This is a genomic window from Nostoc sp. CALU 546 (assembly GCF_048836525.1).
Genome location: NZ_JAWJTF010000023.1, coordinates 68152 through 87330, shown reverse-complemented (window position 1 = coordinate 87330; position 19179 = coordinate 68152). Strand labels below are relative to the sequence as shown.

At 42.6% G+C, this 19179-nt stretch carries 27 protein-coding genes; 8 read left to right on the top strand and 19 right to left on the bottom strand.

The window, feature by feature from the left end:
• Positions 1–37 precede the first annotated feature (37 nt).
• Genes RRG12_RS14355 through RRG12_RS14345 form a run of 3 tightly spaced genes read right to left on the bottom strand, consistent with a single transcriptional unit; the run spans position 38 to position 1317 of the window.
• Positions 38–406 carry a hypothetical protein gene (locus RRG12_RS14355; RefSeq protein ID WP_069074851.1) on the bottom strand — a complete coding sequence of 123 codons (369 nt, stop codon included), beginning with the start codon at positions 404–406 and terminating at the stop codon, positions 38–40.
• 45 nt (positions 407–451) lie between these two features.
• Positions 452–958, bottom strand: a complete 507-nt coding sequence (locus RRG12_RS14350) for a DUF1993 domain-containing protein (RefSeq protein ID WP_069074852.1) — start codon at positions 956–958, stop codon at positions 452–454.
• Positions 955–1317, bottom strand: coding sequence for a hypothetical protein (locus RRG12_RS14345; RefSeq protein WP_069074853.1), 363 nt, complete (start codon positions 1315–1317; stop codon positions 955–957). The genes RRG12_RS14350 and RRG12_RS14345 overlap by 4 nt, the downstream gene beginning before the upstream one ends.
• Before the next feature lie 259 nt (positions 1318–1576).
• On the opposite strand from RRG12_RS14345, the gene RRG12_RS14340 reads away from it, so the two are divergent.
• Complete coding sequence (locus RRG12_RS14340) at positions 1577–1774, top strand: NblA/ycf18 family protein (RefSeq protein ID WP_069074854.1); 198 nt, start codon at positions 1577–1579, stop codon at positions 1772–1774.
• Positions 1775–1790: 16 nt separating this feature from the next.
• On the opposite strand, the gene RRG12_RS14335 is transcribed toward RRG12_RS14340, so the two are convergent.
• From RRG12_RS14335 to RRG12_RS14265, 15 genes are all read right to left on the bottom strand, one after another.
• Complete coding sequence (locus tag RRG12_RS14335; protein ID WP_176727232.1) at positions 1791–1934, bottom strand: hypothetical protein; 144 nt, start codon at positions 1932–1934, stop codon at positions 1791–1793.
• Positions 1935–2192: 258 nt separating this feature from the next.
• Positions 2193–3257, bottom strand: coding sequence for a macro domain-containing protein (gene darG / locus RRG12_RS14330; protein ID WP_069074855.1), 1065 nt, complete (start codon positions 3255–3257; stop codon positions 2193–2195).
• A 52-nt stretch (positions 3258–3309) separates the two neighbouring features.
• Positions 3310–3873 carry a DUF4433 domain-containing protein gene (gene darT, locus RRG12_RS14325; protein ID WP_256091404.1) on the bottom strand — a complete coding sequence of 188 codons (564 nt, stop codon included), beginning with the start codon at positions 3871–3873 and terminating at the stop codon, positions 3310–3312.
• A gap of 454 nt (positions 3874–4327) precedes the next feature.
• Positions 4328–7618, bottom strand: a complete 3291-nt coding sequence (locus tag RRG12_RS14320) for a plasmid replication protein, CyRepA1 family (protein WP_420759757.1) — start codon at positions 7616–7618, stop codon at positions 4328–4330.
• A gap of 115 nt (positions 7619–7733) precedes the next feature.
• The gene (locus RRG12_RS14315) at positions 7734–8333 is read right to left on the bottom strand and encodes an alpha-ketoglutarate-dependent dioxygenase AlkB family protein (RefSeq protein WP_069074856.1); all 600 of its coding nucleotides are present in this window, start codon (positions 8331–8333) and stop codon (positions 7734–7736) included.
• A gap of 70 nt (positions 8334–8403) precedes the next feature.
• Positions 8404–8661: a hypothetical protein gene (locus RRG12_RS14310; RefSeq protein ID WP_141699936.1), complete on the bottom strand. Its 258-nt coding sequence runs from the start codon at positions 8659–8661 to the stop codon at positions 8404–8406.
• 47 nt (positions 8662–8708) lie between these two features.
• Positions 8709–9509 carry a KilA-N domain-containing protein gene (locus RRG12_RS14305; RefSeq protein ID WP_069074858.1) on the bottom strand — a complete coding sequence of 267 codons (801 nt, stop codon included), beginning with the start codon at positions 9507–9509 and terminating at the stop codon, positions 8709–8711.
• A 59-nt stretch (positions 9510–9568) separates the two neighbouring features.
• A complete protein-coding gene (locus RRG12_RS14300) occupies positions 9569–10027 on the bottom strand; it encodes a DUF1392 domain-containing protein (RefSeq protein WP_420759756.1) in 459 nt (152 codons plus the stop codon).
• The gene (locus RRG12_RS14295) at positions 10024–10422 is read right to left on the bottom strand and encodes a helix-turn-helix domain-containing protein (protein WP_256091412.1); all 399 of its coding nucleotides are present in this window, start codon (positions 10420–10422) and stop codon (positions 10024–10026) included. Before RRG12_RS14295 ends, RRG12_RS14300 begins: the two co-directional genes overlap by 4 nt.
• Positions 10419–10652, bottom strand: a complete 234-nt coding sequence (locus tag RRG12_RS14290) for a hypothetical protein (protein WP_069074915.1) — start codon at positions 10650–10652, stop codon at positions 10419–10421. The genes RRG12_RS14295 and RRG12_RS14290 overlap by 4 nt, the downstream gene beginning before the upstream one ends.
• Before the next feature lie 68 nt (positions 10653–10720).
• Entirely contained in the window at positions 10721–11551 is an 831-nt protein-coding gene (locus RRG12_RS14285) for a hypothetical protein (RefSeq protein ID WP_069074913.1), read from the bottom strand.
• Positions 11552–11673: 122 nt separating this feature from the next.
• Complete coding sequence (locus RRG12_RS14280) at positions 11674–12063, bottom strand: hypothetical protein (protein WP_420759755.1); 390 nt, start codon at positions 12061–12063, stop codon at positions 11674–11676.
• Between the two features lie 25 nt (positions 12064–12088).
• The gene (locus RRG12_RS14275) at positions 12089–12289 is read right to left on the bottom strand and encodes a hypothetical protein (protein WP_069070653.1); all 201 of its coding nucleotides are present in this window, start codon (positions 12287–12289) and stop codon (positions 12089–12091) included.
• Positions 12282–12608, bottom strand: coding sequence for a hypothetical protein (locus RRG12_RS14270; RefSeq protein WP_069070654.1), 327 nt, complete (start codon positions 12606–12608; stop codon positions 12282–12284). The genes RRG12_RS14275 and RRG12_RS14270 overlap by 8 nt, the downstream gene beginning before the upstream one ends.
• 118 nt (positions 12609–12726) lie before the next feature.
• Complete coding sequence (locus tag RRG12_RS14265; protein ID WP_256090987.1) at positions 12727–13626, bottom strand: hypothetical protein; 900 nt, start codon at positions 13624–13626, stop codon at positions 12727–12729.
• A gap of 224 nt (positions 13627–13850) precedes the next feature.
• On the opposite strand from RRG12_RS14265, the gene RRG12_RS14260 reads away from it, so the two are divergent.
• The 3 genes from RRG12_RS14260 (at position 13851) to RRG12_RS14250 (ending at position 15881) form a co-directional block, all read left to right on the top strand.
• Positions 13851–14120, top strand: a complete 270-nt coding sequence (locus tag RRG12_RS14260; RefSeq protein ID WP_069070655.1) for a hypothetical protein — start codon at positions 13851–13853, stop codon at positions 14118–14120.
• Between the two features lie 116 nt (positions 14121–14236).
• On the top strand, positions 14237–15238 hold the full coding sequence (locus RRG12_RS14255; protein WP_069070656.1) for a hypothetical protein: 1002 nt from the start codon (positions 14237–14239) through the stop codon (positions 15236–15238).
• 58 nt (positions 15239–15296) lie between these two features.
• The gene (locus RRG12_RS14250; protein WP_069070657.1) at positions 15297–15881 is read left to right on the top strand and encodes a DinB family protein; all 585 of its coding nucleotides are present in this window, start codon (positions 15297–15299) and stop codon (positions 15879–15881) included.
• A gap of 14 nt (positions 15882–15895) precedes the next feature.
• Here the strand turns inward: RRG12_RS14250 and RRG12_RS14245 are convergent, their stop codons facing one another.
• Positions 15896–16087, bottom strand: a complete 192-nt coding sequence (locus RRG12_RS14245) for a hypothetical protein (RefSeq protein ID WP_069070658.1) — start codon at positions 16085–16087, stop codon at positions 15896–15898.
• Between RRG12_RS14245 and RRG12_RS14240 the strand changes: the two genes are divergently transcribed.
• The 4 genes from RRG12_RS14240 to RRG12_RS14225 all read left to right on the top strand — a co-directional run bounded on the left by RRG12_RS14240 (position 16086) and on the right by RRG12_RS14225 (position 19065).
• Positions 16086–16229, top strand: coding sequence for a hypothetical protein (locus tag RRG12_RS14240; protein WP_420759754.1), 144 nt, complete (start codon positions 16086–16088; stop codon positions 16227–16229). The two genes, RRG12_RS14245 and RRG12_RS14240, sit on opposite strands and share 2 nt — an antisense overlap.
• Positions 16230–16327: 98 nt before the next feature.
• Complete coding sequence (locus RRG12_RS14235) at positions 16328–18187, top strand: hypothetical protein (protein ID WP_420759753.1); 1860 nt, start codon at positions 16328–16330, stop codon at positions 18185–18187.
• A gap of 115 nt (positions 18188–18302) precedes the next feature.
• Positions 18303–18683, top strand: a complete 381-nt coding sequence (locus tag RRG12_RS14230; protein WP_069073588.1) for a hypothetical protein — start codon at positions 18303–18305, stop codon at positions 18681–18683.
• 193 nt (positions 18684–18876) lie between these two features.
• On the top strand, positions 18877–19065 hold the full coding sequence (locus RRG12_RS14225) for a hypothetical protein (protein ID WP_069073587.1): 189 nt from the start codon (positions 18877–18879) through the stop codon (positions 19063–19065).
• Positions 19066–19179: the final 114 nt, after the last annotated feature.

Here is a 19179-nt window from a genome sequence, read left to right as displayed (position 1 = left end):
AAGCCCATCCTACTGCGCTTGAGTGCAAACAACATTCTTATCTCGGTTTGCAGGTTGCGGTAAGTTCTAGATTGTAGAAAGTCCCTGGTTTGGGATTAACTGAACGCAACTCCTGGATAAAAGCATTAAATCTTGTATTGCTGATGCCGAAGCCAGCTTCAGCACAAGCAGAGAAACCTCCTTCGATGGGAATAGATCCGGGCTTGGGACTATATACAATGAATTTATCGACGGTACTAGTGCCGACTGCAAACCCGATAACTTGGCGAATTGTTCGCAAAGCGGCATTATCTAAAGAACCACCAATACTGCCAATACTGATATTAACCGCACGACTTTCAGCCACAGCGGGCGGACTAATCGACAATACTGCCCCGACAATCATCAAACAGGTGAACTTCAACATTATCCTCTCCTCCAAAAAATATGATGACGTTAGATATTGTTCTGATTAAGGCTGACCAAGAAAGTCTCCTTTGCCAAGTTCTACACCGCAGTGCCTAAGAATGTCATACGCTGTGGTGACATGGAAATAAAGGTTTGGTAAAACAAAGTACAGGAGAAATGGCATTCCTTGAAAAGAGAGAGTGTTGTCACGCATCTGTAGAGTAATTTCTCTCTCTTCTGAACCATCAATTTGCTCAGGTTTAAAAGTATTTAAATGAGAGATAGTTTTTTGAATACGGTCAATAAGTTGAGGAAATGTAGTTTCATTGTCCTCGAATTTAGGTGGTTCTATTCCTGCTAACCGTGCAGCACCTCTATTTACTATGTCAGAGGCAATCTGCACTTGTTTTGATAATGGAAACATATCTGGGGATAGACGACTATTGATCAACACAGAAGGGTCTATTTTTTTAGTTTCAGCATAAGCAGCACCTTTTTCAAGAATGTTTATAAGGTTATTTAGTGTGCGAATAGACACGGATATTAAAGCTTGGTACATTGAAATAGTCATTGAGATTTCTCCAGAAAAAGTTCAAACGGCTTTGAGCCGCCCCATCTAATATTAGGGGGTATTGACTGTAATGTTGTGTCAAAGAATATGGAACCTAATTTAGTCAAAGCTCCAAAGATACTAAATGTTTCCCCATAGTTAATAATTCCTGGATGCTGGATAAGAGTTAGTTCTTTTTGCTTGGGAGGAATTGACCTTTTAGCGATCGCAATCTGTGCCGAAAAATCACCCCATCCACTCAGTCCACTGCGGCGCATCTGCCACCAGTTGAGCAAATTTTTCATCTCCACATTCTCAAACTCCAGCATCGCGCCTCGACGCTCACCACTCTTGCCCAAAAAAATAATTGTATTGCCCATCTCTTCTTTTGAGCGATGGCGCTGTTTCGCCAGCCGCAAGCAGAGGCTAAAAATGGTTTTAAAAACCTCAAACTAGGAAAATTGAAAACTTAGGTTTTTACTTGGGTTGCCACAATGGAGTTGTATCAAGGTTTTCAGCAGCAGAGACGGTATTTCTAACCTACGCCGGTACGGTTTACACCCCTTCAATTTTTGTAAAGCTATCGTAACATTTATTTATATAAAACAATATTTGCTTAACTTAGCAAACTCAAAAGCTATGAACCAACCCATTGAATTATCTTTAGAACAAGAATTTAGCCTTAGAACTTTTTCTGATCAAGTGCAGCAGATGTCCCGTGAACAAGCTCAAGAATTTTTGCAGATGCTGTATAAGCAGATGATGATAAGGGAAACGACTTACCAAGAATTGCTCAAACATCAGTGGGAAGTTGGTTCAGGTTCAATGTTGGGTTAAAACAAACTTGCTCCCGTCAACTGTAGAAAGAGCCAACACTGTCCAGTCCAAAGTGCATTTTCAGCTTCAGTCCCTTCCAACCTTGAATAGCAGCACTTTCCACCTGGGTGAGTGTTTGGGGAATGTCAAAGGCTATTGTGTCAATTACTTGTGTGGTCATCTCTTTTATGCTAGCGAGTTACCAATAACCATAAAAATTGCAAATCCTTCAAAGCGCCTATGCTTTGAGGGATTTTTGGGTATTGAGTATTGGGTGTTAGGGATTGGGTTGCTAGTTTAAATTATTTGGGGCTTAGATTGGGTGTACGCTGTGGGTTACAGGGTTTACAGTCTATCGACCTGCGCTGCGCTTCAATCTGACAGCTAGCATCTAATGCCCAATCCTTTTGTTTTAGCCCCACGTTTCCTTGTCTCGCGGTTAATGCGAATCAGAAAATTTAACATTTAACCAATTTTGCTGCTCCAAACGTTGCCAAGCCTTGCGAATATGTTGAGGCTTAAAAAGAGTACGTTTTCTCTCATTCCACTCATGCACTAAGGATATAGCCTGTTCGCTATCTTGGGCAGGGCTAGCTTCCTTGGTTGCAACCCAATGGACTGTAGCCAGCAATTCCATACCATAGGGTGTTTCAAAACCATATATGAGCTTGCTAACTTGCTCTAACCGCGCCTGGGCTTCTGGTGTAGTGGCTAAAAATATTTGTGCTGCAACTCTTGCTGCTGGTAATACATAAATTTCAGCACTGTCAGCTTTGCTAGTTCCATCACCGTAGCCCCGAATGTAGTGTCCTTCAATATGTTTTAAAACATGATTTAGGTTATGAGCGTAGGGGCCATATCTATCTTTTACATAATTAAGCTTCAAGGTTTCCCCCGCTTCTTGCAAGAGATAGCCTAGTTTTTGAATTTCTAGCTTGGTCAATTCATAACCCGGAATACCGTACAGTTCTAAGAGGTGGATGATGATAGCACGTCCACGGGTCATGTTGGGTATTTTAGTCGCAACAGGCATTTTTTCAGCAGTTGGTGCGCCTGTCGGTTCAAAAATAATTACCTGCACTTCTGGGAGTTGGGCAAAGGCTGATTCTATCAAGGGTTTTACTTGTATCCAATCTAAACCACCGTTACCGCATCCTAATGGAGGAATGGCAATTGAGGTGATGCTTAGTTGCTTTACTTGAGTGACTAAAGCCAGCAGTCCACTTTTGATGTCTTCTATTTTTGATTTTCCTTTCCAGTGGCGCTTGGTAGGGAAATTAATGATATACCGGGGATTAAATAGACTTCCTGTGGCTACAGTAAACATTTGTCCTGGTTGTACTTCCTTGGCACGACAAGCTTTTTCGTATTGGCGAAAGTTTTCAGGATAGGCTTGCTTAAATTGCAAGGCGATACCTTTGCCCATTATACCGACACAATTAACGGTATTAACTAGGGCTTCGGCGTTTTCTTCTAATAGGTTGCCTTGCTTAATTTCAATCATCTCTCTTAACTGTCTTAACAGTAATAGAATTTTACAATTTAAGGAAATAAAATTAGTAGTACCAATTAGAGTAAACGTTAATTGGGGTCTGAATATTAAAATCCTGTAATATTTCTCTAACTTGTGTTTGTATTGTCAAGTTGATTACACCAATTTCTTTAATTAGGTTCCAATGGCAAAATTCATGTACTAAAAACTCAGCTTGTCGCTTACATTTACGGTTAGGATCATCTGGAGTATCAAACCAGTATTTTGACTCCATTAACTCCCAATCGATTACATGACTTAAAGCATAAAGATCATCATAAAAATCAGTATAAACCATAATGCCATGTCCATCTGTAAATGCGAAAGCTATTTCTGAGTTTTCTATTGCTTCTATTTGAGAAACCAAATGAATGATTGGCTTTTGTCCTCCACTGTATCCATCCACATTTTGCTTATGAATGGTATAAAGCATGGGAGAGCGTGGAGCAAAATAAAAAGGTACGTAATCATGTAAATATCCACCTGCTCCACAGGGAACTTCAGTTCTAGCTCGTCTATCTTGAATATTTTCATGAGCAATATCGAGATAATTTGTTTGTCTCTGTCTAAGCCTACTGTTTGCTATCAATCCTCATGATTTGAGAATGGAGGGTAAATTATCAATATGGGTAATGTGATAAATAGACGTAGGCATGAATTTATTTTTACTGATTGTTTTAAATAATCTTTAAAATCAAACTGGTTAAGATTTTTGTTTGGCACTTTACTAGTTAGTAAATCCTACATAAATTATTGTTTTTGTCATTGGAGTCAAAGAATTCCCAATTAACACAGTTATCTCAGTCTCTAATACAAACAATTTCAAATGGATAATTCTTATCATCGATTACCCTACACTGGATACTCAAATATTACAAAGCATCCCAAAAATATTACGGTAAGCGAAAGTACCCGCAGCGCAAATTTCGTGAACATACTTTGAGTAAACCTAACTATGTATTAACTGGATTGTTAGCTAATACGCTTATATTAATCAATACCTGCACTAAAATCTACACATCAAGTGTCCTGTAGTGATTGCTCTACACCGCCACCAACCAATCGCACACCACAGACTTGCACCCCTCAGCAAAGTTAACCCAAACCTGCCATTGCCCCAGGTATCCGCTCCAATAAGGCTCACTATCAGCCACTCCAATAGCCTCGCCAATTGTGGAGACTAACTCAGTGTAGAAGGAACCAGCGCTATTTAGCCCAAGCTGCATTTTCACCATCAGCCCCTTCCATCCAAGAATCGCGATATTTTCGATATTTTCTGGGGTATGTGGTGCTGTGTCACTGAGTGGTGTTGCAAAGACTATATTATTAGTGCCTGACACCAAATCAGTATTGTGCGATATGGATAGTGATGTTGTGTCAGTTACTGGTGTAGTTGTACTTGTATTATTACTGACTGACACCGACTCACTAAGAAACACTTCGTCCCGATTTAACCACTGCCCAAAAATTGAATCACGCTGATCATCAGGGGCAACAAACCGATAGACGCACTCCCGATTTTCACGCTTACCCAACCGACCAACGTAATCCAGTTTCAAATCAATCTTCGCAAGTAGTTTCTGTGCGATCGCCACAGGAGTCAGTTTTTCCGAGATAGTCACATTCAGGTAATTCTTGATAACGTGCCTGTGCTGAACAGCCAGTGCCTTAAACTCCAGCATCTTCTCGTCACTACCACGCAACTGAACGTCTGGTGTAAGAAACTGCAACAGATTCAGATTTTCGAGTAACAACACAGCAGGCAATAGCTGCCCCTTGTTAAAATCTGGTTTCCAAATCGAATTCTCCCCAGCTTCTAACTGCGATGCAGCTCTTTTAGCATCACGGTTCGTCAGAAATTCCCGTCCCAGTGTCAAATAATAGTGCATTCTCAGTTGAGGATACCAGCCATCGTCATCTTTTTCGACTAAATCAGGGGTTACATCAATTTCGTAACGACGGGATAATTCAGCCTTGCGCTGCTGATGTCGTTCGGTTTTGGTTTTGGCACGTTTGTCTTGCAGCTTCTTGAGTTCAGCCCCAGAGAGTTCATCAGAATTAGCGATCGCTTTACACTCCGCAGCATACAATTCAACAGATGCCGCCTTAACCGACTCGATTACTGCCCCACTCTGATCATCTTCGGCATCGTCGGCATCGATAACGGTGTAACCATCTTCGACCAAACCCGCAAGCACAGACTCTCGATAACGCCGCATTTCTACGTTGATGACAGAACCACGCTTGCCCCAAGTCTGCAATGACTCCGGTTGAAAATTCTGATCAACATAGCTGTAGTCGTCATTGTCCGCCGCCGACAACAGCGCAATGTTCGCTTGTGTAGCAACGTGCTGGCTTCTGAGCAATCCTCCGATGGATGTGGAACCATTGCCTACAAACGACATCCCCCACTCTCGCACCCAAATGTGACGGTCAACAGTTTCCCTAACCCTTGCCAACATCTGCCGCACAGAGTTAACCGGCTGCACTCCCTGAAAAACCCCCCAAACAGCATCAAAATGTCCTCGAATATCGATGCTGACCCCAGTTTCTAAACTTGGAGAAGCGATAACCAAATCATATTGGGTGAGAATTTCGTTCAGGTAAGCGATACAACCGAAAGCCGCATGAGAGGGGTCAGCAACAGATTCACTGTCTATTCTCAAAATTCGCAGGTGTGGGAACTTGCGACGGAACCGTTCTTCTAAGGCTTGCGTTCCCCATTTGGATTTTGCCTTTTGAGCAGAACAGCAGAGTAAATGATGTCCCCCTTTGGCAATTGCTTTATCCAGTGCTGCGATGAGATTCTTCGGGTTACTGCCAGAGTAGTTGTAACAGTTGCCTGCTACGTGCCGATAATTGTTGACAATTACGAAGGGATTAACCCGATATTCTCCAGCGAGTGATAAAACATACTTTACATCTGTATCTGAGACATCCGCACTGGACAAGTAAATCTTTCCCTGACTGCTGCCCAAAACATTTTGTACCAGTTGCTTGAGGTTTTTGAGAACGGACACACGCCGTTTTTGCACTTCCGTACCAGAGTTGAGCAAATGCCAGAATACTTGGTCGCACTCGTCGATAATAATCACATCATTTGACCAGTCATTAGGGTTGAATCGCGCCTGACTTTCTTGATGCAATGAATCAACACAGACCCCGTATCCTAGTAATGTGCCTGTTTCATTCGTGCGGACTTCGGTAACATAGTTCACACCGAAGCGATTACACAACGCCTCACCTAATTGGATACGATGGGTGATAATTAATACCCGTCTCTCTTGGTCGTGTGCTTTGGCCACCTCCGTTGCCAGCCATTCGGTTTTACCAGTGCCTTTGGGAGCCTTGAGAATAATCAGTTTTTCGCCTTCGGGAACAAGCAAGTGATCCAAGAAGCGCTGGTTAAGTGCGATCGCTGGCGGGTAAGTCAGCAGAGTGAACAGTTTAATCTCCCACAACTCCAGTGCAACGGCAGTGTTGTAGAGTGCATCAAATGCAGGTTGACCTTGAGCAACAATAAAATCATCAACCCCTTTTTCTGCCCCTAACGGTAAATCTATCACCCGCAGCGAACAGCCCTCATTTACCAGCAGCCGTCCCATGCGACTGATAGCAGTTCTGACACGTTGTACAGTTTCGGGCTTATTATCTTGGTCAAAGCAAATATTAACCTGTCTCCCCTGTGTTGCAAAATGTTTCAAGTCGGGAATCAGAAAGGGTTTCCCGATGGCAGTACCGTACTCATCTTGGGGTGTGCGGTATCCAGCGTTAACGCCAGGAATTGCTAGAGCAGCATAACCAGCAGTCAATAATGCCCCCGCTTTTTTGACCCCTTCGACAATTGTCACAGGTACATTATGCTGCCAAACCCAGTGCCAGAACCCGCCAGGATGCTGTAGGTCTTCTTCAGTAATGGGGATACCGCTACGGTTGGAGACTTTCACCCAAATGCGATTCGGTACTAAAAGGAAGAAGGCGCGTGTTTCTTCTCTGAATGGGTGTTCGTACTTGATGAACTTATGTATCTTTTGGCGATCGCGTCTGGGATGATCGGGTTTGAAGCAGCCCCACATCATTAGGACGTAGTTGTTGAGAGGGTCAACGCCATTGCACCACCAGCCGCCTAGTTCAATGTGCTGGTATTTTTTCAAGTCCCTGTCTCTAAGCCGTCCATCGTTGCGACGGGAGATTTTGGGACTGTAGAGCAGGTATTCGTAAGGGACGGTGCCAGAGAGCGATCGCACATTCAGGGCAATGATTTCTTCATCAACGCCACTATTTAACCATTCTTGTTGATGTTTAGCTTGAGAATCAGATTCGATTATACGCATATTTCCTCTGTTTTTTGACGCATGGAAATGAAGCGGCATTGCACCCATGCCGCCGGTTCAATTTGAAGTGAAGAGCTTGTGCTGGCTATGAAATGCTCAATAGCCAGCTACAGCGTTATTTCCCGCCTCCTGTGTGTGGTCGGAAGGTCAAATTAATTCGCGTGCTAACAACTTTGTTGGTTTTGGGGACTTGGTGCAGATGAGTAGACTGACAGCCAGGGTGCATCACAAGTAAACTCCCGTGTTCGAGCCAGAAGTCCGTTGGTTTGCCATTTCTCGGTTTAATTTGAAACTTGCGGACACAGCCAAGACTTACAGAAGCGATCGCAGGATTAAGTCCCATAGATTTTTCATTGTCTGCGTGCCACCCGATTGAATCCATACCTGTCCGATACTGATTCCCAATGACGATACGGAATTTGTAACCAGTTAATGCAGTGATCTGATTGCGTAAGTTAGCCAGAGCATCTGTCCAAGTCAGGGGTTTTAAGAACACGCTATTCGAGTAAAGGTAATCACATCCGGCATCACCGTAAATGCACTCCAGGCGGGGGACAGGCATTGTTTTACCCATGATTCTGATTTGATTCTGTTGCCACTCCAGTTTCAAGCAGTGTTGGTAGAGTGAGTTGGCAAGTTCCTGACTTAAGAAATCGGGGTAATAAGTGACTGGTAAGACTGGGGTTGATTCAGCAAATAAATTGAGTTGTTGCATGGTAGTTTTCTCCTACTATTGAACGTGTAACTAGGGGAATTGCTATTAGTTTTGGTTGGACAAAAATACTTCATGTTTCTTGAGATACCTGTTCCCAATACTCAACAACAAAATCGTGGGCTTGCTGTAACACTTGAGGGAGTAAAAACAAGGGGATTTCCCAAGCCGCAATAACGCTACCAGCAAAACATTCTGCAAGTTCAATCCGAATACATTCTGGTAAATTGCTCTCTAAAAACTTGAGTGAATGATCTTTGTTTTCTGGTAGTTGAACAAAAAAATAATCGTCGTGCATAATATCAGCAACTAGACCGTATTTTTTTGCCAAGGTTTTTCATAGAGTGTTCATAATTAGTTGTTGAGTTAGGTAGGGAATTATTGAGAGATGACTTTTACTATTTCGGGCAACCACCGCAGTTGAAAAACAGTTTGGTTTGAGGATTTGGCGACTGCGGGAACCATCCGCCCCCATTGCTTACCTGATTCAGTAGGACGATAGGGAATTTTCTTGTCATCAGTTCTGTATTGCAGTCCCGAATTTAGTAAGCAGTGGTTAACAGCCCGTGCCGACATTCCCACTACCTCACCGATTTGTGTTGGGTTGAGAAATGCGTCCTCTGCAACATTGGTTTGAGCGATGGCAGTTTTTAATTCATCTGCTGCTGGCTTAAGTACGGGGTTGACAATTGTTGCGGCATTGACTGCTAACTGGGCGGTGAGAGATTTTTCTAGTCCTGCAAATTCCCCCAACATCATTGCTAACTGTGCGGCTTCGTGCGACGGAGCTAATGTATGTGGTGGTTCTTGCTGTAATACTTGCTCTACTTGGGTTGAGAGCATAACTTTCATCAAAGTTCTGTTAGCCCAGATGCGAAACTCGACAGAAACCCACTGAGCTAAATCAACGGCGATTTCTGGATGAATCCAAGTACCTTGAGAACTGCCATAGCCATCAACTTCGATCACAAGAGACGATATCGGGATTCCGATGTCGTTTGAAAGTGCTGTCCAGTAAGCTTTTGTGGACTTCCTTTCTTTGTAATGCCCCCAAGACTTATTATTTGCATGGCACATCTGAGTTGCATTTACGTAGCCTTTGGGTATGCTGTATTTGCCTAGCTGCCCAACTTCTGGCATTTGGTTAATATCTGAGTCACGCCATTTGTGTATCAACATAATTAACTCCCTGGTTATTGCTCAAACAGTGAAGAAAGAGGAATTGCAATCCAAGAAACTCAAGCATTCACGCGCACCAAACTTTTTTCACCAACTAATGAGAAACGATTCGATATAGTCGGTGTCTTAATTAACGTTGGCGACATCAATTCAACAAGGTAAAACCAAGAATCATGCACCAGCACAATCCCCAAAACCAGCCGTTGCTTTGTTCCCTTATCGTGAGAACAGAGGATCACTCTTTCGCCCAGAACGAAAGTAGGTTTTTGCATAGTGATGCTTTCTAATTCTCCAGTTCCGATGATTTGGTTTTGTGTAGCATGGAGTATTTCTTTTCCGCAATCAATTGAATAAATCCAACATTCATGCTTCCATTGCATACCGCAGCAGTAACCAAATGTTCTCATAGTTCTGAGGTATACTCTTTCCAGTAAATTGACCTCAATAGGTGGGATTGTTCGACCCCAAGGCGGGGAGATATACCAACTTGTCTTTAGGGCATTAATGTTGTCAATCATGCTTTTCTTCCTAATAAATAATTAATCGCTTCAGTATCGAGAGCAGCAATGCGTTTTTTAATTGATTGTGGTGGGTTTTCAAAAAACTGCTTAAGATGCCATCTCCGAATTTGGTAATGTCTAGCAGAGCGTCTTGTAGCTTTGAGCCATCCTCTTTTTACCCACCTTGTGACAGTTGAGAAATTCAATTGAAGAACTTGAGCAATTTCTTGACAGCTATAATTATCAAGAGTGGGGCGTGCAGAATAACCTAAGCTATTTAACTTCAGATAAATTGCAATTGGTGTGCGTTGATATCCTCGTCTTTTTAAGATTGAGGATATTTGTTTTATTGTGTAGACTTCAGCTTTCGCCTCAATAATTGCTAGCTCTTCATCAGTCCATTTGATACTCATCTGATTACCTCCTTCTCTGAAGAGATAGAATTAGTGTCTGCCTGTCCTTGTACAATCCGAGCGCTAATAGATTCAAAGTCAACTTGAAAAATGTTCATGTCTGTGGACATTTCCCCAGTGTTATAGCGGTCTACGATGTGCTGCTTGATTGCGGATTGATTCAGCCCATCAGGGATATCGATATGCGCTTCACTTGTGATTTTTTCAACAACTGTGACAATGACTTTCATGGCTTTTATTCCCATTTAATTAATTCAGGATTCAGAAATAAAACTTCTTCTGAATCCTGTATGCTGATTTACACTGCTCCAGCTTTTGCCGTTTGTAACTGTTGCATCCATCCGTTGATTGCCGTTAATTCATCCGCACCGCTAACAACAGCATCAACAACTAGCTTTTGATACAAAGATTCAGCATGATTGGGATATTCACACTTGTCTGCTGCCCAAGCCAAACACATTGTTTTTACCAGTTCATTAATCTTGGTAATATGAAGTAGACTTGGGCGGTCAACATCCTGAAATTGCAACCACTCTCTGACTAAATCAAGAGGATAATCAAGTAAAGTACGAATGTTTTTAATTCGTAAATCTTGAGGATGTACTGGTTGAGGGACTACGCTAAGTTTTGGTGTAGATGGGATAGTTGAGGATGTGCTACCTAAGCGAGATTGAATGTCATGAATGATGGTTGCCCAATCAGCATTTTTGTTCCATTCTCTTTCAATTCTGCTTTTACTTGCAGCATCGTAAAGATTGCAGAAAACTGTGTTCTCGTCGCCAGCAGTAACAACAATAATCAGTGGTTTAGAAAAATCTTGGATTAAAGAGGCAGCGAGAAGAAAGCTTTTGGCGAAATTGGTTTCAACGCCAGTTCTAACAACATAAAGTTCATCAGCACTGACGACAATATCTAGTTTTAGGTTGTCCTTACCTTTAAATTCTTTAGTCGTTAGGCGGAGTTCAGACAAGTATCCAATTAATGCTCTTTGGGCAACAGGGATTTTCTTCTCCTGGGCGATATTGAACTTGTACCAAACGAAAGATTCCCCATCTACTTCACCTTGATTGACATATAAATAGATAGGTTCGGGAGGGTTGCATAAACCTAGTTTGATTTCAGCAATCATATTTCACCTCGGTTAAGTTTCATTGATTGGTGTTCTGTGTATAATGGGAATTCTGTAGCGGGAGAAAAACTTCCGTGCGTTCACTTGAATAAGCGGCACTCATTCAGGTGAACGCTTTTTTACTAGGCAGAAGGTTCTTGATTGCGGTCTAACTCCCATTGCAGATAAGTCAACGCAGTGCTAGCATCAGCAATGTTTAAATCCGGTTGATATCCCTCGTCTAGTAGTTGTTTGTAGTCTGGGTGCGTAGCAATTTCAGATACCAGATTTTGGGCTTGCTCAAGTAATTGGCAGAGATGCGGATTAGACATTTCAATTCCGAGCCGTGAACATAAATCTTCTGCCTTTACACCAAAAGTTCCTGGCTCAATCTCCGTTTCCAACTCTTCAAGCAGAGATTGAAAGTTTGGGTGTTCATCGTTAATTTCAATCTCAATCAAATCTGCGCTTTTTGTAACGACAGTTGCCCAATCAGGTAAAGTTTGTGCAATAGTCTTTGCGTAAAGTTTCATGATTGTGTCCTTTGGGATTAATAACCTAAAAATCCTCGGCAATCTCCAACAAAAAGCCGCGTCCCGTATTCTGTATTTGCACCAGTTCTTTATCCAGCAGTGTTTGAATAACTGAATCAGAGAATTGGAACTGAAGCCGATGTAGAGGAACACAACCGCCACAAAGCCGAATCGAACGCAGCAAATGATTGGCTCTACGGTCAAAGTTATCTGTAGAATTAGCCATTGTTTGCACCCTTAGTTAATACGGTTAACTGTCGGTTGAGAATGCTTATCTGCTGTTGATAAAAGTCAATTTCAGCAGTGATTTGGTGGAATAATTCTTCTGGCGTGAGAGGTTGGATTTGATCCTCTTTCAAGTACGATATCTCGTCAGAATTCTTGTTAGGCATCAATACATAACGCCATCCTTCATCAAACTGTTCAGCCAGTTCTGTACCAGAGGGATAGTAGTAAAGTCCTAGAATCGTGCCTTGTTCTGTACGTTGTTCCAAAGCAAAGCGAGGGTAGCCCCAGTGTTGAGGGATTGAGATCGTAGGTTGCATTGATTTAATGGGGATTGGTAAATAAATAATTAGGGGAAGGGGGAAAGGGCAATATCAATTCGCAATTTCCAATTCGCAAGTCGCAATTAAACTGCGAATTGCGAATTGCGAATTGGAATTACGCCGCCACTAGCTCCAAGTACGGCTCATATTCGCGTAAACGTTCCCAGTCCTGGGAGGTCAGTTCGTCAACAGGGCGGTCTAACAACTGCTCACAGCTAGCCACTTGTGCAGAGAGCAATTGCTGTAATTCGTCAGTAGTCAGTTGCTCTAAGGGTTGGTCTTGCAAGTATTCGTGAACTGGTTCAGCCAGCGATGTATCCACCATCGACAGCGATCGCACTGCATCATACACGGAGTTAGAATACTGCTGCTGGACTGAATAACGCCTTTTTACCCACCAGTTCCCGTTAGTGCATCCGACTTGCCCCAGTTTCACGCCGTTGTTGTTGTAAATGCCATCACCGAGAATTTCAAAGCCGTAATTCTGGCACTCGTTGAAGATATGCGCCATGATTACGTTCTCGGTAGTGCAAGGTGTTTCTGTTGCTGCTGGGGTGGCCTCGTTTAACGTACTGTCCTGGTGATGCCATTGAATGAAACGGTGGCATCTAGCCCAGGTATTAGCGCGGAATTTCTCTTTACCGTCCACCATGACTACCCAAGGTTGAGTTAGATCATCGTCAGAGGTGATGCTGGCTATCAGTTCTTTGCCGCAGTAAATCTCGTGATCGTAGAAAGATATTTCTAGGGTTGTCAGTTCTTCGGGTGCAATCGCTTGAGCTTGGTCAGCGATGTAGTTGTCGAGTTCGGCTTGGGCGAGGGCTTGTTCGTCGAGGGCAGTGGAGGTGACTTTCTGAATCTTGCTTGACTGATAGTTAACAATGGCAGAAATCCAAGAATCCTTACAGCGCTTGTCGCTTACTTCGACTGTGCAGGCGATTTCGTTGTAGATTTGCTTGAGTCTGGCAATAGATTTCAGTTGCAGCTGTTGTTGGCTGTAGATGATATAAGTCATAATTAAAATTCCCTGTACGAATGTATGGGTTTTTCAAAAGGCGATCGCTTCCAAAGTTTCCGAGGCTAAGGGCGGTTGCCTTTTGTGATAGTTATATTATGCTATTCTGCTAACTGATTGTCAATATACTGATTAGCAGTTATTCTGTTAATTGATAGCCTGTATGTTGATTGGCTGTTATTCTGTAATCAGATAAGCGTTAATGGAGGTTAATCATTAAAAACGTGTTAGCAGTTTGGATGGAAGCATATATTGATATTTCGCAATGGTGGCCCAAAACAGAAGATGGTAGCCTCTTGTCTGTCTACGCAGTTCATAGGCAGTTTGAGGGTAGCCCGAATGAAGTCACTAGACATACCTTGACTGTCGCCCGTGATGGCAGGCTAAAAAAAGCGGATATCGATAATTTGGTAAAACTAGCAAGGATTTGCTCTGTGCTGTCTGGAGAGTTAGTAACTGTCAATGACATTGTGAAAATTCAAGAGGACTCGTGAAGATGATAATGCTCCACCGAGTTCAATCCCAGAGCATTATTACTATAACTCACCACATACTTAATCTATTTGCCATTGATTTTGAGCAAATACTATTGAATTAAAGGGGTGGAATGATGGCTAAACCATCTTCTAGGCGTAAAAAAGCCACCTCTGCCGCAGAGATAAATTCAAAATCACTCAGTAACTCTGCAAATGAAGATATCTCTGTTGAGGAAAATCCATCTACAGCAACAATTACGGTTAGTGCTGTTGAAGTAGAGGAATTGACCGACGAGGAACAAAGCGATCGCCTGCACTTAGAGCGCCGTGTAGAAAGAGCAGTTTTTGAAGCTGGCAAAGCGCTGATGGAATTGCGCGATCGTCGGCTGTACCGTTCCACCCACAGCACTTTTGAGGAGTATTGCAAAGACAGGTTTGGATTTCAGCGTCGTCATCCTTACAGATTAATCGAAGCTTCGGCTGTGTTTGATAACTTGATGAAGATGTGTCCCAATGGGACACAAACTGAAAATGAATCGAGCGACGCGGAAAATTATCCAATTGGGACACAAACTGAAAATGAGGAAATGTGTCCCATTGGGACACAAATTTTGCCTACGAGTGAACGCCAGGTTAGACCGATAACAAAACTGGAACCTCAACAGCAATGGGAAGTATGGCAGACGGCAGTGGAAGAAGCCGGAGGTAAAGTACCATCTGCTAGAGTTGTAGGCGATGTAGTACAACGGATCATGGAACGTACTAAAGCGCCAAATCCTTATCGTGTTGGGGAAGTCTGCCAAATTATTGCCAAGGATAATCCTGATTTACGAGGAAAAGGGGGATGCTGGGGGATAGTCAACCATGTGGGTGAATTCAGTTGCACAGTCACAATGTGGGATGGGCAGTACACCGTCAGAATCGACCATCTCAAGCCACTGAATTATCTGGAGTCGGAATGTCGGCAGATGCAGTTAATCAGCGATCGCATCAGTAGATTACGGGAAAACGAGAACTTGGAAGAGGCAGCCCGTGCTGTGCTGAAGCATCTGGGGGAGTTAAAGCGGCCGTATTTGACTGCGGTGGAGGAGAAGCTGTTGAGTTTGATTGAGCAGGAATATGGGATTATAGATTAACCGATGATGAATGTTTCAAGTGATTTAACTAAACAAATGTTATGTAGTGCAATTACTTATGAGAACACTTTCACATCATTTTTTGACAATGGCTTACAACAACGCTTGGGCTAATTATCGTTTGTTAAAAGCTTGTAGTTGTTTGAGCCAAGCAGAGTTTGTTGCAACAAGAACAAGTTTCTTTCCTTCAATTAAAGCGACACTGAATCATGTATTGACTGTAGATTGGTATTATATTGATGCTTTGGAGCGCAGCATTAATAACAGACAGCCAAATAGCGAAGCCGAGAAATTTTTTGAGCCAGAACAGCCTTTTGAGATATGTACAAAGTTACAACAAGCACAACATGAAGCTGACAAGCGTTTAATTGGAGTCACTAAATATCTAACAGATGCAATAATTGATAATCCAGTTGCCATCCCTCGACGCAGTGGGATTCATACCGAACAAACTTCACGACTTCTTGCCCACCTTTTTCAGCATCAGATTCATCATCGTGGGCAGGTACATGCGATGCTAGCCGGAACGCAAGTAAAACCACCACAACTTGATGAGTTCTTTTGTGCCAATGAAGCAGCTTTGCGAGAAGAGGACTTAAGAGAGCTTGGTTTTTCCGAACAAGAAATTTGGGAAAGCAGATGACCCTATGCCAAATCCTAGCCAAGGATAATTCTGAACTCAAGGGGAAAGGCGGCTGTTGGGACATCGTTAATCAGGTGAATGATTTTAGTTGCACTGTCAAAAGCTGGGATGGCGAGTACTCCGTTGGTTTGCAACACCTGAAGTCCTTCAACTATCTGCCCCAGGAGTGTGAGCAGATGCAGGTGATTTGCGGTAAGCGAAGCCATGCCGTTAGGCTTATCGCATCAATCGGGTATATTCGAGTGGGCTGGAGGAGTCGGTGCAGAAGTTTCTGGAGATGCTGGGGAAGCTGAATCGGGCTTATTTGACGACTTTAGAAGAGAAATTGTTGAGTTTGCTGGAAGCTGAAATTGCAAATTAACGTTTGTTAAATAATGTTTGACTGTCCTCCTCGTTACTTCCGGTTGAAATAGGCTATTTGTGTAATGCTAAGGGGATTTACCAAGATGCCAAAAAAGAGCCAGAGCAATTCTTTGAGTAAGATTAAACAAGAAACCTCTGTTGGTTCGCGCATCTTTGAAGCACTTACAGAAAGGGAAATTTCCCAGCTACTGGATGAATTATTTGCGGTTTTATCCGACGAACAGCGAATAACTGTGTTTGCTAAACTGCAAGGGAATACCCAGGAGACTTTAACTCAAATCATCGCTCTACCTCAAACAGTAGAACAGGTAAAAACAAGCAAAGCACAACCAACTTCTTTAGCAAAATTAGCTCAAACTTGGTCCCAATTATGGGGAGAATGGAATCAGATTATTTTGTCAGCATCCCAGTCAGAAGGGAAATATATAGTCCAAGAAGCAAGCTGGGAAGAACCTTATTTTGATGACTGTACTTTTGTTGAAGATTTAGAAGCAGTTGCACAAAAGATGAAGCCATTGGTAAAAACGGCTTTTGAGAATGGCTTTAGCCATAACGATGGTTTTGCAGCCAGTTTGTTGTCAGCAGAAAGTGAAATCTCTAATGGTATACCCGACTGGATGGAAATTGCTAATGGTATTCATTTGGAAGGAGCGACAACAAGCAGCTTATTGGAATGGGAATGGTTATTGGTGCAGTCACAAGGACAAGATGGGTTCAAATTAGCTCAAAAAATTAGGGAATGGGATGAGGAATTTTACCATACCAGTTTGGATGATGATGCTGTAATCGATTTCTTTTCCAAATTACCTGATGTTCAAAAAAAATTAATTTTTGACGGAATGACGGCCAATCGAGAAGTTCAAAAGTGGAAGCATGACCTAGAAAATACCCACTCTCCTTGGCATATAGTTTACATGGAATTGATACAGCAATTCTCAACCCCAGAGATATATTTGAACAATCTCCGGGCGACTATTTCCCAGGAATGGCAAAATGGTTTACCTGTAATTGAGGATTTGTTGGCTAAACAGGAATATAGAGAAAGTCTTACAGTGATTCAAGAGACTTTGGATGCGTTATTAAAAAACAAACCTGACTTGAATCCCTGGACACCAGAAAACTCGCTGCTATTTGTTGCTGTGGGTGGATTTTCTTACGCTCCTGGGAATTGGGAAAAGGAAAAAACTTTACTTCGCTATTATCAGCAAGCTGTTCGAGAATTGGGAGAAATCGAACGGGTGAATGCGTTGTCAATTCAGTATATTACTTTTGAATTTTGTTATGACTGGTCTAGTATGTTCAAAGCTTTTGCTGAGATACCAGTTAATAAAGAGACTCAGCAAGCCTTGTTTACATCTTGGCGTGAATCGATAATAAAACGTGGTACACCATACAGATATTCATATTTTTATACAAATCAAAAACCCCTAGATACTTGGTGGTTGCATTGGTTACTCGATAGTATTACAAGTAAGGAAAAAGGACATACTTGGTTTAGGCAACAAATTATCGAGTGGTTGGAGAATTTACCTGGAGATGAAGGACAACTGGGTGGGGAATATAGTGTAATACATTTGTTAACAAATGATTTGACCGAGATAAAATATCAGGGAAAATCCCCCTATCCTAAGTTTTATGAGGTTGTGATTCTACCAAACCAACTATCAACACGAGATGATATTTCTAGGAGAACGTATCTCCAAGAATATGCACCCCCTGATTTGTGGGAAAGAGTGATGGCTTATTGGCAAGCAAACTTACACAACTTTGTACCCAGACCGGACTCGTCTCAAAGCTCGGATTATACGAAAAATGTAGAATGGATGTCTGCCTTGAAGGAGTTAGCACCGCAGAATTATGATAGTTTGTTGTCTCAATGGAAAGTCCAGCACAAGCGACGACCTAATTTGTGGAAAGCGATGAGAAATTTGGGATTGGATTGATGTAAAGCATTAAGCTCCAGGTCTAAACTAGAAATAAGCGAATTTATGACTGCAACAAATTGAATTTTTTTTAGTCTTTTGAACAGTCGTTTGATTTTTTAAGAAGGTATCTACTATGAATCGAATTCTCAAACGCGCATTTCTACCCAGTTTCATGGCTGCCAGTTTAACTGGAATCTCCTTAGTTCCTCTTCAACCAGCAGCAGCTAACGACCGAATTTTAGGAGATGCAGCCCTTGGTGCTGGTACTTGTGTAGTAACTGGAGCTGCTAGAAGACGTGGTACTGTTTTACGCAATGCTGCTAAGTGTGCTGCGGCTGGTGCTGCCGTCAATTTGGTTGGACGTAAGAAAAAACGTAACTTAGGTAGAGATGCCGCAGTCGGTGCAGGAACTAGCGCCGGGGTTCGCGCTATTCTTGGCGGGCGCGAAGATGTGGCTGGCGATTTATTAGATGGCGCAGCAGCAGGTGCAGCTATTAATATTTTGAGGAGATAAACTCTCAATTCGTAATCTCTAATTCCGACTTGAGAGTTTACGAATTTATCTTGCAACTTCTCTGGCAGAATTAGAGAAGTTGCTCCCACTTCACTCCCCAACTGGAAACCGCCGCATCATCAAAACCATTAGACCTCTTGCAAAAGTGCTTTTTGCAAGAGGGGAAAAGGGTAAAGGTTAAAGGGGAAGGGGAATGAGTGCAGAACCTTTTCCCCTTACCCCTTCACCTTTTCCCGACTTATGCAAGAAGTCTATTGTTGTTAGACAGCAGGGATTATCTGATGTTGAATCGCAGATTTGGCACAAGGCGATCGCTCTTGCTGTGTACAAGTCTGATCGCTCCTCCCCAAGCGCAATCTTCCAGTTACCGATGCCGATTTAGCCTTTTCAGAACGGTTTTTCAACGGAACTGTTGGGGTCGCTTGAGGGCTGTGGTGGGCGGTAGTAAGGCGATCGCACTGAGCGCATTTTTAACAAAGTTCCACAACACAAGCCA

Coding starts and splice junctions, on each gene's coding strand:
- RRG12_RS14355 (WP_069074851.1), bottom strand. CDS start 406: ATGTTGAAGTTCACCTGTTTGATGATTGTCGGGGCAGTATTGTCGATT.
- RRG12_RS14350 (WP_069074852.1), bottom strand. CDS start 958: ATGACTATTTCAATGTACCAAGCTTTAATATCCGTGTCTATTCGCACA.
- RRG12_RS14345 (WP_069074853.1), bottom strand. CDS start 1,317: ATGGGCAATACAATTATTTTTTTGGGCAAGAGTGGTGAGCGTCGAGGC.
- RRG12_RS14340 (WP_069074854.1), top strand. CDS start 1,577: ATGAACCAACCCATTGAATTATCTTTAGAACAAGAATTTAGCCTTAGA.
- RRG12_RS14335 (WP_176727232.1), bottom strand. CDS start 1,934: ATGACCACACAAGTAATTGACACAATAGCCTTTGACATTCCCCAAACA.
- darG (WP_069074855.1), bottom strand. CDS start 3,257: ATGATTGAAATTAAGCAAGGCAACCTATTAGAAGAAAACGCCGAAGCC.
- RRG12_RS14320 (WP_420759757.1), bottom strand. CDS start 7,618: ATGCGTATAATCGAATCTGATTCTCAAGCTAAACATCAACAAGAATGG.
- RRG12_RS14315 (WP_069074856.1), bottom strand. CDS start 8,333: ATGCAACAACTCAATTTATTTGCTGAATCAACCCCAGTCTTACCAGTC.
- RRG12_RS14305 (WP_069074858.1), bottom strand. CDS start 9,509: ATGTTGATACACAAATGGCGTGACTCAGATATTAACCAAATGCCAGAA.
- RRG12_RS14300 (WP_420759756.1), bottom strand. CDS start 10,027: ATGATTGACAACATTAATGCCCTAAAGACAAGTTGGTATATCTCCCCG.
- RRG12_RS14295 (WP_256091412.1), bottom strand. CDS start 10,422: ATGAGTATCAAATGGACTGATGAAGAGCTAGCAATTATTGAGGCGAAA.
- RRG12_RS14290 (WP_069074915.1), bottom strand. CDS start 10,652: ATGAAAGTCATTGTCACAGTTGTTGAAAAAATCACAAGTGAAGCGCAT.
- RRG12_RS14285 (WP_069074913.1), bottom strand. CDS start 11,551: ATGATTGCTGAAATCAAACTAGGTTTATGCAACCCTCCCGAACCTATC.
- RRG12_RS14280 (WP_420759755.1), bottom strand. CDS start 12,063: ATGAAACTTTACGCAAAGACTATTGCACAAACTTTACCTGATTGGGCA.
- RRG12_RS14275 (WP_069070653.1), bottom strand. CDS start 12,289: ATGGCTAATTCTACAGATAACTTTGACCGTAGAGCCAATCATTTGCTG.
- RRG12_RS14270 (WP_069070654.1), bottom strand. CDS start 12,608: ATGCAACCTACGATCTCAATCCCTCAACACTGGGGCTACCCTCGCTTT.
- RRG12_RS14265 (WP_256090987.1), bottom strand. CDS start 13,626: ATGACTTATATCATCTACAGCCAACAACAGCTGCAACTGAAATCTATT.
- RRG12_RS14255 (WP_069070656.1), top strand. CDS start 14,237: ATGGCTAAACCATCTTCTAGGCGTAAAAAAGCCACCTCTGCCGCAGAG.
- RRG12_RS14250 (WP_069070657.1), top strand. CDS start 15,297: ATGAGAACACTTTCACATCATTTTTTGACAATGGCTTACAACAACGCT.
- RRG12_RS14240 (WP_420759754.1), top strand. CDS start 16,086: ATGCCGTTAGGCTTATCGCATCAATCGGGTATATTCGAGTGGGCTGGA.
- RRG12_RS14245 (WP_069070658.1), bottom strand. CDS start 16,087: ATGGCTTCGCTTACCGCAAATCACCTGCATCTGCTCACACTCCTGGGG.
- RRG12_RS14235 (WP_420759753.1), top strand. CDS start 16,328: ATGCCAAAAAAGAGCCAGAGCAATTCTTTGAGTAAGATTAAACAAGAA.
- RRG12_RS14230 (WP_069073588.1), top strand. CDS start 18,303: ATGAATCGAATTCTCAAACGCGCATTTCTACCCAGTTTCATGGCTGCC.
- RRG12_RS14225 (WP_069073587.1), top strand. CDS start 18,877: ATGAGTGCAGAACCTTTTCCCCTTACCCCTTCACCTTTTCCCGACTTA.